General features: G+C 47.2%; 13 protein-coding genes. 7 read left to right on the plus strand and 6 right to left on the minus strand.

Translation table 11 applies throughout. The annotated features are described in order from the left end of the window. Nucleotides 1-20 precede the first annotated feature (20 nt). On the plus strand, nucleotides 21-1,904 hold the full coding sequence (locus LKK83_RS17610; protein ID WP_324632564.1) for an ArsA family ATPase: 1,884 nt from the start codon (nucleotides 21-23) through the stop codon (nucleotides 1,902-1,904). A 264-nt stretch (nucleotides 1,905-2,168) separates the two neighbouring features. Then, nucleotides 2,169-2,615: an ATP-binding protein gene (locus tag LKK83_RS17615; protein ID WP_324632565.1), complete on the plus strand. Its 447-nt coding sequence runs from the start codon at nucleotides 2,169-2,171 to the stop codon at nucleotides 2,613-2,615. A 101-nt stretch (nucleotides 2,616-2,716) separates the two neighbouring features. Here LKK83_RS17615 and LKK83_RS17620 read toward each other — a convergent pair whose 3' ends face one another. Next, complete coding sequence (locus LKK83_RS17620) at nucleotides 2,717-3,142, minus strand: hypothetical protein (protein ID WP_324632566.1); 426 nt, start codon at nucleotides 3,140-3,142, stop codon at nucleotides 2,717-2,719. Nucleotides 3,143-3,205: 63 nt separating this feature from the next. Continuing rightward, on the minus strand, nucleotides 3,206-5,641 hold the full coding sequence (locus LKK83_RS17625; RefSeq protein ID WP_324632567.1) for a two-partner secretion domain-containing protein: 2,436 nt from the start codon (nucleotides 5,639-5,641) through the stop codon (nucleotides 3,206-3,208). A gap of 61 nt (nucleotides 5,642-5,702) precedes the next feature. Between LKK83_RS17625 and LKK83_RS17630 the strand changes: the two genes are divergently transcribed. Next, on the plus strand, nucleotides 5,703-5,885 hold the full coding sequence (locus tag LKK83_RS17630) for a hypothetical protein (RefSeq protein ID WP_324632568.1): 183 nt from the start codon (nucleotides 5,703-5,705) through the stop codon (nucleotides 5,883-5,885). A gap of 77 nt (nucleotides 5,886-5,962) precedes the next feature. On the opposite strand, the gene LKK83_RS17635 is transcribed toward LKK83_RS17630, so the two are convergent. Continuing rightward, nucleotides 5,963-6,307, minus strand: coding sequence for a hypothetical protein (locus tag LKK83_RS17635; protein ID WP_324632569.1), 345 nt, complete (start codon nucleotides 6,305-6,307; stop codon nucleotides 5,963-5,965). A gap of 58 nt (nucleotides 6,308-6,365) precedes the next feature. Continuing rightward, nucleotides 6,366-8,396 carry a YfbK domain-containing protein gene (locus LKK83_RS17640; RefSeq protein WP_324632570.1) on the minus strand — a complete coding sequence of 677 codons (2,031 nt, stop codon included), beginning with the start codon at nucleotides 8,394-8,396 and terminating at the stop codon, nucleotides 6,366-6,368. A 764-nt stretch (nucleotides 8,397-9,160) separates the two neighbouring features. Here LKK83_RS17640 and rsmD point away from each other — a divergent pair. Continuing rightward, a complete protein-coding gene (gene rsmD / locus LKK83_RS17645) occupies nucleotides 9,161-9,724 on the plus strand; it encodes a 16S rRNA (guanine(966)-N(2))-methyltransferase RsmD (protein WP_324632576.1) in 564 nt (187 codons plus the stop codon). A gap of 125 nt (nucleotides 9,725-9,849) precedes the next feature. Here rsmD and petG read toward each other — a convergent pair whose 3' ends face one another. Next, nucleotides 9,850-9,963: a cytochrome b6-f complex subunit V gene (petG, locus tag LKK83_RS17650; protein WP_324632571.1), complete on the minus strand. Its 114-nt coding sequence runs from the start codon at nucleotides 9,961-9,963 to the stop codon at nucleotides 9,850-9,852. Between the two features lie 236 nt (nucleotides 9,964-10,199). Between petG and LKK83_RS17655 the strand changes: the two genes are divergently transcribed. After that, nucleotides 10,200-10,607 (plus strand): c-type cytochrome, encoded by a 408-nt coding sequence (locus LKK83_RS17655; RefSeq protein WP_442957328.1) that lies wholly within the window; start codon nucleotides 10,200-10,202, stop codon nucleotides 10,605-10,607. 154 nt (nucleotides 10,608-10,761) lie between these two features. Here the strand turns inward: LKK83_RS17655 and LKK83_RS17660 are convergent, their stop codons facing one another. After that, complete coding sequence (locus tag LKK83_RS17660) at nucleotides 10,762-12,519, minus strand: ABC transporter ATP-binding protein (protein WP_324632572.1); 1,758 nt, start codon at nucleotides 12,517-12,519, stop codon at nucleotides 10,762-10,764. A 1,808-nt stretch (nucleotides 12,520-14,327) separates the two neighbouring features. Between LKK83_RS17660 and LKK83_RS17665 the strand changes: the two genes are divergently transcribed. After that, complete coding sequence (locus LKK83_RS17665) at nucleotides 14,328-14,831, plus strand: Rpn family recombination-promoting nuclease/putative transposase (protein ID WP_324632573.1); 504 nt, start codon at nucleotides 14,328-14,330, stop codon at nucleotides 14,829-14,831. Nucleotides 14,832-14,909: 78 nt separating this feature from the next. Further along, nucleotides 14,910-15,161 carry a DUF4351 domain-containing protein gene (locus LKK83_RS17670; RefSeq protein WP_324632574.1) on the plus strand — a complete coding sequence of 84 codons (252 nt, stop codon included), beginning with the start codon at nucleotides 14,910-14,912 and terminating at the stop codon, nucleotides 15,159-15,161. Nucleotides 15,162-15,256: the final 95 nt, after the last annotated feature.

Here is a 15,256-nt window from a genome sequence, read left to right on the forward strand (position 1 = left end):
TGATGAGTGTCAGCGGGGAAATGAATCATCCAATCAATCTTTACAACTCGCTTAATCTGATAATGTTTAGCGGGAAAGGAGGCGTGGGAAAAACCACTTTAGCTTGTGCATTTGCCAGACAGTGGGCGAAATTATTTCCCCAGGAACGCATTGTGTTACTATCCACCGATCCGGCCCATTCTTTAGGCGATGTGCTGCAACTTCAGGTGGGACATACCGCCGCACCTTTGCCCGATTTGCCCAACTTAAGCGTGCGGGCGATCGCCGCCACAGAATTACTGCTCGAATTTAAAGAAAAATACGGTAACTTTCTAGAAGTATTAGTCGAACGGGGGAGTTTTGTTGAGGGAGAAGATTTAACCCCGGTGTGGGATTTAGAATGGCCCGGATTAGATGAAATTATGGGACTGCTGGAAATCCAACGGTTGCTGAATGAAAAGGTAGTAGACCGGATTGTGGTCGATATGGCTCCTTCCGGTCATACCTTAAATTTGTTCGGAATTAAGGATTTTTTAGAGATTGTTTTAAATTCCCTGGAACTGTTCCAAGAAAAGCATCGGCACATGGCAAAAACCTTTAAGGGACAGTACACTGGCGATGAGATTGATGAATTTTTGACCCAGATGAAAGCCGATTTAGCCGACGGGAAACGCTTGCTGCAAGATGAGGCATTTACCGCTTGCTTAGTGGTGGCGATCGCCGAACCGATGAGCCTGTTAGAAACCGAACGGTTTATCGCCAATTTGCAAGCGCTTTACATCCCATTTGGCGGTCTATTTGCCAATCACATTTTACCCCCAGATGACCCAGATGTAGACCGCTATGGCGAACAGCAACAACTGCTGGAAAACTTCCTGCATTTGGCGGGGAATAAACCCCTATTTCTCCTTTCCGAACAACCGTCCGAACCTATTGGAAATGCGGCGCTAGATAGCCTAATTCCGCAGATGGAAAAGATTGATACCATCTTGCCCGCTACAGCAGCGTCATTCGCTTGGCCCGAAAAAATTCCCCCCAGTTTCAGCGATTTTATTGCAGAAGGTCGCCGATTGATTTTAATTGGCGGGAAAGGCGGGGTGGGAAAAACCACTGTAGCGGCGGCGATCGGGTGGGGGTTAGCCCATCGCTATCCCGAGAAAAAGATACGCATGGTTTCTATCGACCCGGCGCATTCCTTAGGAGATGCGATCGGACAACCAATGGGACATGAACCCACAGAAATCACTGCCAACTTAAGCGGACAAGAAATCGATGCTAAAATTGTTTTGGAACAGTTTAGGAATGATTATTTGTGGGAATTAGCCGCCATGATTAGCGGCGAAAGCCCCCAACCCGGTGCGGTAAAAATCGCTTATACCCCGGAAGCTTGGCGACAAATTGTCGCCCAAGCATTACCCGGAATTGATGAAATGCTCTCCTTAATTGCTGTGATTGAATTATTGGAGCGCCAAGAACAAGATTTAATTATTCTCGATACCGCCCCCACCGGTCATCTGTTGCGTTTTTTAGAAATGCCTTCCGCACTCGCTGATTGGTTGGCGTGGATATTCAAACTGTGGATGAAATATCAAAATGTGTTAGGGCGCGTGGAGTTCATGGGACGACTGCGGAATCTGCGAAAACAAGTGGTCAAAGCGCAGAAGAAGTTAAAAGACCCCACTCACACTGAATTTATCGGCGTCATCCAAGCGCAAACGGCAATTGTGGCGGAACAAGTGAGGTTAATCCAATCCTTGCAAAATATGGAAGTACCGCAACGGTATGTGGTGCATAATCGCTATCGCCACCTGCAAGAAATCGACCGCGATCGCTTTCCAGAACTCGAAATCGTTCGATTGCCCGTGTTACCGCGATCGGTGGAACCGTTAGAGCAAATCAAAGGCGCAGCAAACTTGTTGTTTTAAAAAGGGTCTGAGGTTCGCAGTAGCGCTTTAGGGCGATCGAGAGCGCTACTCCAAGCTGAATGCTCCAAACCGAAATTGCCTTTCTGAGTGCAGAAATGGTAAAATTTCCGAGAGTTCTCTACCTCTAGACGGAGGAACGTACTTCCGGGCAAATCTGCCTGTAGAGGAAGGCCGAGTGAGGGATAAATCGTTAGATTAGAGTCAAACTCTCTAAAAAATGCCGAACCTTTTTCCAACCCCCCAAGCACTGTGCTGGGGTCGCATTTGTCACTCCTAATCCTTCACCGGACAAAGGACAAAGGACAAATAATCCAGGAGAAAGGACAAACTGAATTAGACGGGTTAGAAACCCACGCAAATCTGTTAGCGATCGCCGCAACCAATCGTCGCGATGCGATCGATCCGGCGTTATTGAGAGCGGGCCGTTTTGATTTGCAATTCGTGGTAGATTTACCGGATGTAGACACTCGCTTGGGAATTGTGCAAGTCCACAATCACGATCGCCCGTTAGCCAATGTGAATTTGTCCGAGTGGGCGACAATTACAGAGGGATGGAATGGCGCGGATTTGGCACTGTTAGGCGATCGCGCTGCAGTGGAAGCGATCCGTCGCTATCGTAGCTTGGGGAAAAGCGATCCGGCAGCGATTCAGATTACTACAGAAGATTTTCGCTACGCTTACGATATGTTGAGCCAACAGCGATCGGGGTAAAACAGGAGAGCGATCGCTCTTTTTTATAAATGCAGCAGATCGGTTGAAAGCGATCGCAGCAGCCGCGAATCTTTTTTCAAATTATTTCACAGGATAAGAGATTATTCTGGCAATAAAATAATAATCATCACCAGTAAAAACCACGACTTCCAAAAGAAAGGTAAAGCGCATAAAGACCATACAATAGTGCCCAAAATAGATTGGCTTAGGTGCTTATTGATGCCCACTAAACCCAACCAACACAAGAGATGAGAAAACGTTACCGCTAAAAGCGCATCATCCTCATTGGCAAAACGCCGTTGCCCTGTTGGATTCACCGTAAAATCATAAACTTCTGGCCCTACAATACTCCAACCTAAGATAAAAGACCCCACAAAACAGAAAACTAACATGCCAAAAAATGCTAGGATTAATCCACAGCCACTGCCCTCATTTATAGAAGAATTTTTGTTCATGGCTGCTAAATTTCCTAAAACTAGCGTTTGCCAATCGATAAAATCATGTTTTGTCCCCAGATTGATTGACACATTAATTGACTCAACGAAGTAGCAGTATAAAAAGATAAAAATTGGAAAAATCTAGGATAAAATTTATTTATTACAATCCGGTGGTGCTGAAAACTCATTAAAACGATCGCCTCCATCAGCAGTTAAAATAATTGTACCATCAACATTTCTTTTCCATCCAGTCGCTTCGATTAACGGAGGAGAAGTCATACGATCGCTTCTCGAAGGGATCTGATTTTCCGAAGAAACAGAAAGAGAAACTCCCAGATCTACCAGCGATCGCATTCCTGTAAGTGGATCGAACGGTGTGGGAGGCAAACCGCCTCGCCCAGTCACGATAAATTCGCTATTCTGGTCTTGTTTGCAAGGGTCTTGCCCCATCAGACTAGCGACATCGAGCAAATTATTCGGCAATTCCACTAACCCAGCAGTAGCTTGAATCTCAGGCGTCTTGATTTCCACCACCCCACTAAATTGCGCTCCTAATTCAGAAGTTGCCGTGATATCGCTTGATAGAGGACTTTCTGCTTTTCGAAATTCAGTACCGAAGATACCAGTGGCATTAATGCTCACTTGTCCTCCCACTCCTTCTCGAGCATTTGCCGTAATATCGCTATTTTCCAACCCTACTAACGTATCCGTATCGATAGTGATATTTCCGCCATTGTTACTCCCTGCATTCGTGGTAATATTGCCGCTCCTGAACAACATTAATTGATTGGAATTCAGGATAATATTTCCGCCTTCACCGGAAAAAGTGGCTGCATTAATTTCTCCCCCGTTTTCTACCCGAATAAAATCTGCATAAACTTCCATAATTCCTGCATTTCCTGTGCCCAGACTCCCCACACCCACGCGAGCACCATCTCGAACTATCAATTCTCCAGTGGTCAGCAATAAGTTACCGCCATCTCCAGTAGGTTGGTCTGGAAATCCTTCAATTCCAGATGAAGCAAATAAGCCACTTTTAAACCGACCATCTGCTGACATTCCCCTGATTTCTACGGACTCAGAAGCTTCTACGTTAAGCGTTCCTCCCTGACCCGCATTTCGAGTAGAAGCTGAGATACCGCCACCGTCTGCAATCAGCAATTTTCCGGTCAATATAGTTAAGTTTCCGGCGGTTCCAGACCCCAGGGAATCGGTAAACACAGCACTATCGTATTCCCGGATTTCTACCGAGTCAGAGGCACGAATACTGACATTTCCACCGTCACCGAAAGCCCCAGTTCCCGATGCAATTTCGCCGCCACTTTGCAAGGTTAATCGTTGAGTGTCAATGACAATATTACCGGCCATTCCTTCTCCCACAGAGCTAGAAAGGATAAAGCCATTGTTGAACACCTTAACTGATTCTGTGGCGCGGATGGTTAAATTGCCGCTATTCCCTTTACTGAGGGTGCCCGTTTCGATAATTCCTTGGTCTTGTACGGTGAGGTTTTGAGTGGTAATGGTAATATCGCCGCTGTTGCCGATGCCGCCGGTACCCGTTCCCACCAAGGAACCTCCTTGAATCTGCAAGCGATCGGCTTGGATGGATAATTCCCCACCATTTTTATTTTCCAGAGTAAAAGAAGCGATCGCAGATTCATCGGTTAAGGTCACTTCTCCCCCCCTGATTTGCACTTCTCCACCCCCAATTCCGCTGGCATTCAGAGAAGCTTGGCGCGACAGGCGTAGAGACTGGAAATTTTCCACCGTTTCGTATCCCAACCCCCAGCCTAATGCCGTTTGATTGAGGGGAACGTGGCTGTTCCCCCCCACGCTTCCCAACTCAATTCGTCCTCCGCCCGTGGTGATGTTTCCCCCCATGATGTCAATTTCTCCACCCACAAAAGCAATGGATTTTCCCGGAAATACTTGCAGCCCAATGGGACGATTTAAAATATTTTCGACGATTTGGTTGGTAATTTGTACGGTTTCTTGACCCCCCAACAATAGGGGGATTGTCGGAAAGGATTTCGGCTGATTCATCATTTGCCCTTCAAACACAATTCGCCCCGGATTGTTTCCGAATTGTAAGCCGATGGGAACGCTGACGGTTAATAGCGGTGCAGTTTGCGGTTCGGTAGCGCTAAACGAACCATCGCTAAACTCAATACTGCTGGCTGTGGTGGCTAAAAATGACCCTCCAATATTCAATCTAGCATTGGGTCCGAATAGAATTCCATTGGGGTTCATTAAAAATAAATTGGCATTACCATTGGCTTGAATAATTCCATCAATGTGAGAAATAGAACCGCCGGTAATTCGGGAAAAGATGTTTTGGATATTGACAGAATTATCGAAATGTGCTATCTCCCCTGTGGGAAGGGAAAATTCGCGAAAGCTATGGAATAAGTTACTGCCCGCCGCCGTACCACCTGTAATCCGGTACACTTGCTCCTCTACATTCACCGCAGAATTGTTGGGCAGGGTGGCATCCGGGACGATTTGCGCCAGAACTGGGGGAGGACTGGCGATCGCGAGCCAGGAGACGAGGGAAAGGGAGAGGCTGAGATAAGCGGTGTTTGGCTTCATAGATGTAGATGGCACTCTAGGTTTTTGATATTTTGACATAAAATGCAGGGAAAACATCTGAATGTCATCAATTGATGATATGGCAAACCTCGGTATGGATTCTCCCCGGGAGTTGGGGGGCAACATGCCCCCCCGCTGGGGGATTGTTGCCAATCCCCATGCCTTGTGTTCTTCCAGGAAACTCAATGCCGAAGTTGTTCCTGTCAACTCGGAAGTTCCTGGGAGGAAGTTAATCGGGTCTTGATGGCGGGTGATTGGGCGATCGCGATAAGATGGGTTAACCTCCGAGCGCGATCGCCTTGCATGCCGCTAGAGCGCTTCTCACACAAAGCTGAAGCAATCATCCTCTACACTCAGAGCTGAATTATCTACCACAATTGCCATCAGCTCGTTTTCACCCCAAGTAGTCTTGAAGATAGCCGTGCCCGCAGGTAAGTCTTCAGGAGCATTCCCTAGCTGATAGTCAGTGGGTTCACCATACAGTTCTCCGAGAGCCAGTTCAAAGCCGTTACCCAGGGCTAAGGCTAAGTCGTATTCGCCTGCTTTATCAACAAATTCGTCTTCATCGATACCGTAGTTGAGCAGATGGTCGAGTAGGGTTGGGTTATCGAAGTCTTGCAGGTCAGCATTGGCGGAACGATAGTAGTCTAAGTCGATCGACCTCAATCAATGTGCAAAATAATTTGCAGCCTTGCTTAAGGCGCAACTGTTGCTGTAAAAGTGCCTAATTCCCCAAGGTATGAGTGCCAGACGGGCACGTGGGAACGCCATTGATTAGGGTGGGGACGGGGAGTTTTACCGGACCGCCAACCTGCGCTTCACACAGAACCGAGAGTGAGCGGTCGTTGTCTAATAAAAATACCCCGCCCACGTAACTTTTGCTTTCCTCATGTTTGGCGATCGCGTAGTTAAACACAGCCCCGTTCGCTTTTTCTATGATATACCGATATTCCGCTGTTTCAGAGAGCATCCCTACTCCGAGTTCGGCGATCGAATCAGTAAACTGGTTCGGTTGATTCGGCGGGTCGCTTTCCTGATGGGCGGCTGCTTCTGCTATCAGTCTTTGGCTTTGTTTAACCAATTGAATAAACTCTTTCCTATAGCCTTCTAAATCGGCTCCGCGCGAGCGATTGGCCAGTGTTAGCACTTGCGCTAAAGTGGCGTTTTGCTTGTACTCGGAGTCTCGCAAAATCATGCCGAATTCTGCCACAGCCGCCGAAAATTTGAAGTTTTCGGAACTGTTTTCTAGGGCTACTTCGTCACTCTCTGACACAGAGTGAGTGGTGAGCTGGGAGGGGGTTGAATCCGGGGCTTTATGGCGCAATTTAACCAGCATGATTTCGTGGCTGAGATAGCTCCCTAGATTGGCGGATTCTTGTTGATATCGCAACTCATCCACTGGAGGTAAATTCACATCGTTTTCTACTCCCACGGGAATGATTTCGTAAAGTGCCGTTACCGAATGTCCCGCGCCTAATTCTCCCGCATCTTTGCGATCGTCTTGGAAATCTTCCGCCTGAAGCCGCCGATTTTCATAGCCAATCAGACGGTAGGCTTGCACTTTTGCCGGATTGAATTCTACTTGCACTTTCACATCTTTGGCAATGGTAAATAAGGTGCCTGCCATTTCCGTAACTAGGACTTTTTTCGCCTCGGCGAAGGAGTCAATATAGGAATAATTGCCGTTGCCTTTGTCGGCGAGTTGCTCCATTTTGGAATCTTTCAGGTTGCCCATGCCAAATCCCAATACGCTGAGAAATATACCCCGATCGCGATACCCTTCTATCAGCCTCACTAATTCGCTTTCGCTGGAAATTCCGACATTAAAATCCCCGTCGCTGGCAAGAATTACCCGGTTATTTCCATCCGGTAAATAGGTTTGTCTCGCCATCTCATACGCCAGTTTTATTCCTTGCCCTCCAGCGGTAGACCCCCCCGCCTCCAAGCGGTTAATGGCTGCCAAAATTTTGCCTTTTTTATCCCCAGGGGTGGGCGGTAATACCAAACCGGCTGCTCCTGCATACACCACAATCGATACCCGGTCTTTTTCGGTTAAGCGATCGACTAGCAATCCCAAGGACGATTTCAGCAAGGGCAGCTTATTTGCAGCGCTCATCGATCCGGAAACATCAATCAGAAAAACTAGATTGCTAGGGGCAAATTCTTCGGAAGAAAGCTGTTTTCCCTGCAAGCCAATGTGAACTAATTTATGAGTCGGATTCCAGGGGGCTTGAGAAACTTCGGTGGCGATCGCAAAGGGTTCGTCTCCTACCGGTTGCGGATAATCGTAGGTAAAGTAATTAATTAATTCTTCGATTCTTACTGCATCTTTTGGCGGTAACTGCCCGTTATTAATAAATCGGCGAATGTTACTGTAGGATGCGGTGTCTACATCAATGGAAAAGGTGGAAAGGGGATTCAGGCTAACGGACTGAAATGTATTTTCAGTAATAATGTTGTATTCCTCGGTAGTGGCGAATTCTTGCACCGGCATCTGTGGCGTCTGATTTTCTCCTAAAATGTACGCCTGCTGGGCGCGATTTAAAGCGCCAATATTGTTTCGCGCTTCTATTTGCTTTGATTTATTGGCTTGGCTTAAAAAACTCGGCAAACTAAGTGCCGCCAAGAGGCTAACCGCAATTACAAGAAAAATTAGCCAGCCAATCAAGCTCCAACCTCCAGTGGTTTGCTTTTCAGACAAATATTGAAGGTATTTTAGCAACCAAAGATTCCTTTTTTGATTCGTTGTTTTCATCAGAACACCTCTGAATCGATACATGATGCATGCTGCCAAATTCTCACAAAAATCCGCAGCCTCGAAGGGTAGGGCTAAACCCGAACTAAGCCCGCCTACGCGGGCTAACTTTAAACCGATGTTTCATAGGCGGATTTCGCATTGTGACCATAACAAGCCGATCGCCTATTTTGGCACAACTCGACCGACTCCCCATCACTTGAACTTGTATCTTACAGCAAAAGTGAAACAATGCCATGTTTGACGACCTTTCCCGGCTGTGCGATTAGGGGAAATACGGTTTTTCGGGACTGCTGTGCGGGGCTTAAACCGCTTTTCTCGGTTAAGTCATGGTGCTTTTCTCTCTGCTATTATTCATATCTATTGCCTTACTTTCGATTGTACCCAGGTTTCCCTTAATATCTTTCACCAACTGGGAACTTTACCCATTCACATCCCGTCACTTTCACTGTGACCCGAAAAATAAATCGCAAATTATTCGCAAATTATTCCCGGTTTTTTTCTTTACGTAAATCATTTAGCTCACTTATGCTTGAATAAGTGCAAGGTATAATCTCTGGGAAAATGCCTTCCGTGCCCGATCGCCCTCGTTAATTGACAACTAACAATTGACAATTGGCAATTGCTTATTCGGTGTAATTTGCTTGGCGGAAGATGCGCGGGATTGCGAGGGGGCGATCGCCAATCTCGCAATCCGGTTCGGGAGGCACCTCATCTGCAAGGGATGGGAGCGCGATCGCCCAAAAATGCAGTATTCTATTACTATGAGCTTGAGAATTTATGGGAATCGCTTACTCAAAACTTTACCCGGGCAGCAAACTCGACCTACGCCATCTCGGGTTCGCGAAGCTTTATTTAATATTTGGCAAGGGGCGATCGCCGATTGTCGCTGGTTGGATCTATGCGCCGGCAATGGTACGATGAGTGCAGAAGCCTTGTGTCGCGGCGCGGCGCAGGTGGTGGCGATCGAACAGTCCCCTCGCGCCTGTAACATCATTCGGCAAAATTTGCAACCGGTGGCGGGAGAACATCAAACCTATAAAGTCCTGCGCGCTGATGTGGCGACGCGCTTAAAAACCCTCCAAGGTCAGCAGTTCGATCGCATTTATTTCGATCCGCCTTATGCCGGCACTCTCTATCAACCGGTTATTCAGGCGATCGCCTCGTACCAACTTCTCGCCCCCCACGGGGAATTCGCCGCCGAACACCAGCGCGATCGCTGTGCCTTTGAACCCATTCCCCCCTTAGAAATTTGTCGCCAAAAAGTCTACGGAAACACCGCTTTAACCTTCTTCTGCCATAGCGAATTGCCAACTGATAATCAGTAATTCACCGTTCTCCCAAGCGGTTGCATCCCGGGGAAAAAGAATTGGATTGTAGAGACGTTAGCGACAACGCCTCTACAACAGCATCCACAGGCGATGCTCGGTAATGACAGAAACTCGCTATTCCCTTACAGTTTCAACTGATTGCCCCGTTTGTACTGATCGTAGGCGGCAAAAAATAAACCGGCGAGGGTGACGAGAATCAAACCGAGTACGATACCTGAGAGTAAGGGTTCTACCACGTTGAGCTTCTCCTTTTCAAACTAAGGGTGAGTGGTTTGCGGTTAATGGTTGTGGCTATTTTCGCATATTTCTGCCGCAAATCATCCCGACATCTGCCAGAAGTGACGCGCCACGGGAATCGGCGAAAGAACTCCGACGATGGATGAGGTCTCTCGCCCCCCACTCAGGGCGGGTCGTTTACAATATGTTATAAAACAAACAGTTGGTTGTCCATTCACCCAGAATCACAGTTGCCTTGACTAACGATCTGACCAAACCAGAGGCGGAAAGTCGCACCGATGCTAACGGGGCGACGCAGAGGCGCTTGCGAAGCGTCCTGGTTCTGGCAATGGTGATTGCGGCGATCGCCGCTACAGTCTTCACCGTTACCCAACTGCAAGTCAGCGACCCCTACATGGAAACCGTCCTAACCCTCAACGGCGATCCGGTTCAAGGTCATGCCATTTTTCAGATGAACTGCGCCGGATGTCATGGCGTCAAAAATGGGCGACAGGTCGGGCCAAGTCTGACCGGTGTCTCCCAACGCAAATCCCGCGTCAGCATCATTCACCAAGTCATTAGCGGCGAAACCCCCCCCATGCCGCAATTCCAACCCAAACCCCAAGAAATGGCCGACTTGCTCGAATATCTCCAAACCCTCTAAACATCCGTATAGTAGCGGTTAGAAAGCAGTAAAAAATCACTCCGCGTAGGCGGACGCCAGAAAAGCAAAGGCGCGATTTCAATTTCCCGCCTTTTCCTTAACACTCAACCCATCCGATCGCATCCAAAAATTCACCCCCATTGCAATCCCGGGATTACTGAAACTGTTGGGCATAAAACTGCGCGTAGCGTTGCCCTTTTTCCAACAATTCCTGATGAGTCCCCGATTCAATAATCTGCCCCTGTTCTAATACCAAAATGCGATCGGCGCGACGAACTGTAGCGAGGCGATGCGCGATCGTAAAAACCGTGCGGTCTTTCATTACTCGTTCTAATGCTTCTTGCACCAAAGTTTCCGATTCCGAATCTAACGCCGATGTCGCTTCATCGAGAATTAAAATTGTCGGATCGAGCAACACCGCCCGGGCGATCGCGATTCGCTGTCGCTGACCCCCGGACAAATTCACCCCCCGTTCTCCCACCCAACTGTGATATCCATCGGGCAACTGACGGATAAACTCATCTGCATTGGCAATTTTTGCCGCTTCTTCAATCCGATCCAGGTCGTATTCCACTTGTCCGAAGGCAATATTTTGGGCGATCGTACCAGTAAATAGAATGGTTTCTTGAGGCACAATTCCAATTTGACGGCGCAAACTGCGAATGGTCACGTCCCGAATATCGATTCCATCGATAAAAATTTCGCCGATTTGCACGTCGTAAAACCGAGGTAAAAGATTCACCAACGTGGTTTTTCCCGCCCCCGAGGGACCGACTAAGGCGATCGCTTCTCCAGGAAATGCCAACAAACTCAAGTTTTCCAGGGCGGGTTTTTCATGTCCCGATTTCTCCTTACCATTCCCTACACTTCGCTTCGGATAGGCAAAGGTTACGTCGCGATATTCCACTTTTCCGCTCACTGGTGGAAGCGCGATCGCCCCTGGTTTTTCTACCACCGTCGGTTCCACGGCAAACAATTCAAAAATCCGGTCTACCGAAGCTTCTGCTTGTTTGAACTCATTATAATTACTGGTGGTCAGGGAAATGGGATTAATCATCAGCGCCACCGCCGCCACATAACTGACAAATTCGCTGCCAGTTAAATTGCCCCGAGAAATTTGCCATCCCCCGAGAAAAAAGAGCAACAAAACGCTTAAGGCTTCTAGAAATCCTACCACCGGAAACTGAATTGCTTTGAGCTGTTCGGCCCGATATTTCACCCGTCGATTGTGTTCTGCTTCCATTGCAAACCGATGGATTTCATACTCCGATGCCGCGAATGCTTGCACCAATCGAATTCCACTAAAAACTTCCGAAATCAAGGCAGATAAATTAGAAATCCGCTGCTGACTGGTGCGCGAGACTATCAGCAATCGATGCCCAAACCAGCTAATTAAAACCGCCATAATGGGCGCGATCGCCAAGGTTGCCAGGGTCAGTTGCCAATTGAGATAAATCATATATCCCAGAACCACCAGCAGTTGTAAAATGCAGGGGACAAACTGATGGAATACTTTATTAACCACTTCGCCAATGCGATCGATGTCTTCAGTGAGGCGATAGGACAAATCCCCGGTTTTTGTCGTTTCAAAAAAGCCGAAATTGAGCTGATGTAAGTGGGCGTAGGCTTGTTTCCGCAAGTCGAGGGCGATCGCTAGGGCAGCTTTTGCCATCAGCGCATCTTGTCCGTATTGTACCAGTCCTTGCCCGAGGAAAATTAACGCCCCAAAACCGGCCAAGCGCGCGATCGCTCCCACATTGCCTTCGCCAATATAATTGGCCAATCGCCCCGCCAGCCACGCTTGTAGCGGCCAAAAAACGGTGAAAATGAGGGTGCAAACTAATGCCTGGGCAATGGTTTTCCAGTGCGGTTGCAGGTAAGGTAGCAGTTGCCAATAACGCGATCGAGTCAAGGTTACAGTGGGGATGAGTGGTTCAATCTAGTTTAAGCGTTTTGTCAGGCGTAGGAGTCAGCCCAGGTCGGCAATCTCCACATTACAAATCTCGTCACAGTTCTACCACATCCGGCTCAGAAAAATTACCAAACAAATCATACCAAATTTGCCTGACAAAAGCCGCCAGTCATCTCATGTCCGGTGAAACGGCGATCGAACGCAGGGGATTGAAATACCGCCGCGATGGGCGATCGCGCCTCTATCCGGACGACTTCTTTTTAAACCTCTTCCTCCGGAGGCTATATCAATGCCTTTTCATAGCCCGATCGCCCTTTGCCTACTGTTTCCCTTGATGATGTCCCGTGAATTCCCCGCTATCATCGGGGTTCGGTTTCTACCCTAAAGGCACGTTTGCCAAATTTTCCCATTGCCCAAGATTCAATCTGACCTCAACTTTATTCCCAATTCGATTTTATACTTTAATGGCCAGCTAAAAATACTTCTCTAACCGCTACCTTTAACCACTCAGGTTTGGACTTTATTTTATACATGACGTTGATGCAGATCGTGAATTTTATATATATAGTTAACCTCTTTATGCAAATCTCCCGTAAATAGACGGCACCGTAATATTTATAGTTAGCATAAAATATATGCTCTATATAAACAAAAGCGATTGTCTCGTCCAGAGGCTATGTTATAACCCCTTTAAGTATCAATATTAAGTTTAGCCATTCGTGACACCCACTCAGTGTTTCACCAAAAAAATCCACAGACTTAGAACCGTGAAAACGAATTGCCTTAGCATAAAAAATTCTTTTAAACGAACACTCCTTCGCCAAATCCATTTTAAGGAGCGCTCTAACTCAGGTCGAATTTCAAAACTCCTTAGATTTAGGCAAAGCTATATTCGTCAATCAGTTTGAGCATTCCATCCTTGACGAGCCACGCAATCTGTTGGATTTCAGAAAAGCGGATGTCCCTCCAACTCGTTTTTCTCCCTAGGCCCTCCACATTGGATCCCAAAAACGAGCCACAAATCTAATTTTGTGGCTGTTCTCTTGGCGTTTGATTCCAGATTTTGGCTAGGGCGATCGCCTAACTCCTCCTTCTCAAGTCCTCCCCACCAAACACCTAGGCATTATTTTGTCAAAGATACGCAAGGGTAAAGCGAAAAATCTAAAAGCGCAATCCGATCGCCACTTCTATTCCTGCATTTCTAAAAAATGTGGAACTCCTTCACATAGGTCATGTTGCTCAAGCAGACTCAAACATATTGCAGATAATTAATTGAGTATTGCAAAAAAAACCTGAATCAGTCGAGAAGGCGATCGCAGATTTTGCTCATCCACCACCTCAAAGGGAAATATCAACCTGCAAAATAAAATTTTTCCAATCCTGCCTTTTTCAGATCGCAGAGAATTTACACCCCAAAATTTTTCCCAGAAAGAGAGACTGCACAAGAAATGGTTTGCTCCCACACCAAAAAACAGCGATCGCCTTCACTCCACCCAATAACCACCAGATGCCTTGTGCCCACAATCAGTCTGTAAGAATTGACAAAGACAGCAAATTGTCTCGTTTACCCCTGGGATAATTCCCCACAAACTAGCCCCTGGCGCGATGGAAGGCGCAATCGTGGACTTTAAAAGCATATAGTGATGAAGCATACCAGTCATTCATACAGGGAGGAATAGGAACACAGGACAAGGCACTGTCTTGTTCCTACTTTTTTCAACAAGCCATCTAATCCTAGGGTGGGTTAGCTCACCGGACAATAATTAAGCTGATTCGCCTTACAAATGAGTTAGAAATCAATTAGCAAAATGAAAACTGACAAACTATTTTATCGAATTTTCTTGACGCAACCCAGTCTAATTTCCGAACTCTTACCAGGGATTCCCAGGGACTGTGAATTTGACTATAACGCGCCAGTGGTCAAAGAAAAAGAACTCCGACTCGATGGGTTGCTGACCCCGGTTTCCGATGATGTTAATTTGCCATTGGTGTTTCTCGAAGCGCAAATGGAAAGCGATCGCAGATTTTACGCCCGGTATTTTTCCAGCATCTTTGGCTATCTTCTGCAATACGACATTACCCGACCCTGGCAAGGGTTGTTAATCCTGCGAAATCGAACGGTGAACTTAGGCTCGCCAGTTCCGTATCAAAACTTGTTATCCAGTTCAGTGGCGCGGTTGTATTTAGAAGATTTACTCTCCCGAGAAAATCTCAGTTCAAATTTATCCCTACTCAAATTAGTGGTTGTTCCCAAGGAGGAAGCTTCTGCATTAGCCCAATCGATTTTAAACCGCGCCCAAACGCCCAAATAGTTTGAGAAATACCTAGATGTGGTGGAAGCTATACTGGTAAATAAGTTTACCACTTTAAGCATTGAGGAAATACGCAATATGTTGGATCTCAAGACTACAGATGTCACCCAAACTCGTTTTTATCGTGAAGTTCGCGACATTGGACGCCAAGAAGGAGAAGCGAATCTAATTTTGCGTCAGCTCGATCGCCGGTTTGGAGAAGTGACGCCCGATCGCATTAACACCGTGCAAGGTCTTTCGATTCCGCAATTGGAGTCTTTGGGGGAGGAGCTGTTAGATTTTCAAGGAATTGAAGATTTAGACGCTTGGTTGCAAGCGCATCAAGAGTAGGGATTGTTGGTTTGCGGTCTTTTACCGAGAATCGGCGTAAAGCCCCCGGATTTATCCGTGGGGATATAAGCCGAGCGACTGACCCCCGGTCCCCC

It is taken from the genome of Phormidium sp. CCY1219 (assembly GCF_035615515.1).
Taxonomy (GTDB): domain Bacteria; phylum Cyanobacteriota; class Cyanobacteriia; order Cyanobacteriales; family Laspinemataceae; genus CCY1219.

Coding starts and splice junctions, on each gene's coding strand:
- LKK83_RS17630 (WP_324632568.1), top strand. CDS start 5,703: ATGTCATCAATTGATGATATGGCAAACCTCGGTATGGATTCTCCCCGG.
- LKK83_RS17665 (WP_324632573.1), top strand. CDS start 14,328: ATGAAAACTGACAAACTATTTTATCGAATTTTCTTGACGCAACCCAGT.
- LKK83_RS17640 (WP_324632570.1), bottom strand. CDS start 8,396: ATGAAAACAACGAATCAAAAAAGGAATCTTTGGTTGCTAAAATACCTT.
- LKK83_RS17670 (WP_324632574.1), top strand. CDS start 14,910: ATGTTGGATCTCAAGACTACAGATGTCACCCAAACTCGTTTTTATCGT.
- LKK83_RS17610 (WP_324632564.1), top strand. CDS start 21: ATGAATCATCCAATCAATCTTTACAACTCGCTTAATCTGATAATGTTT.
- LKK83_RS17625 (WP_324632567.1), bottom strand. CDS start 5,641: ATGAAGCCAAACACCGCTTATCTCAGCCTCTCCCTTTCCCTCGTCTCC.
- rsmD (WP_324632576.1), top strand. CDS start 9,161: ATGAGCTTGAGAATTTATGGGAATCGCTTACTCAAAACTTTACCCGGG.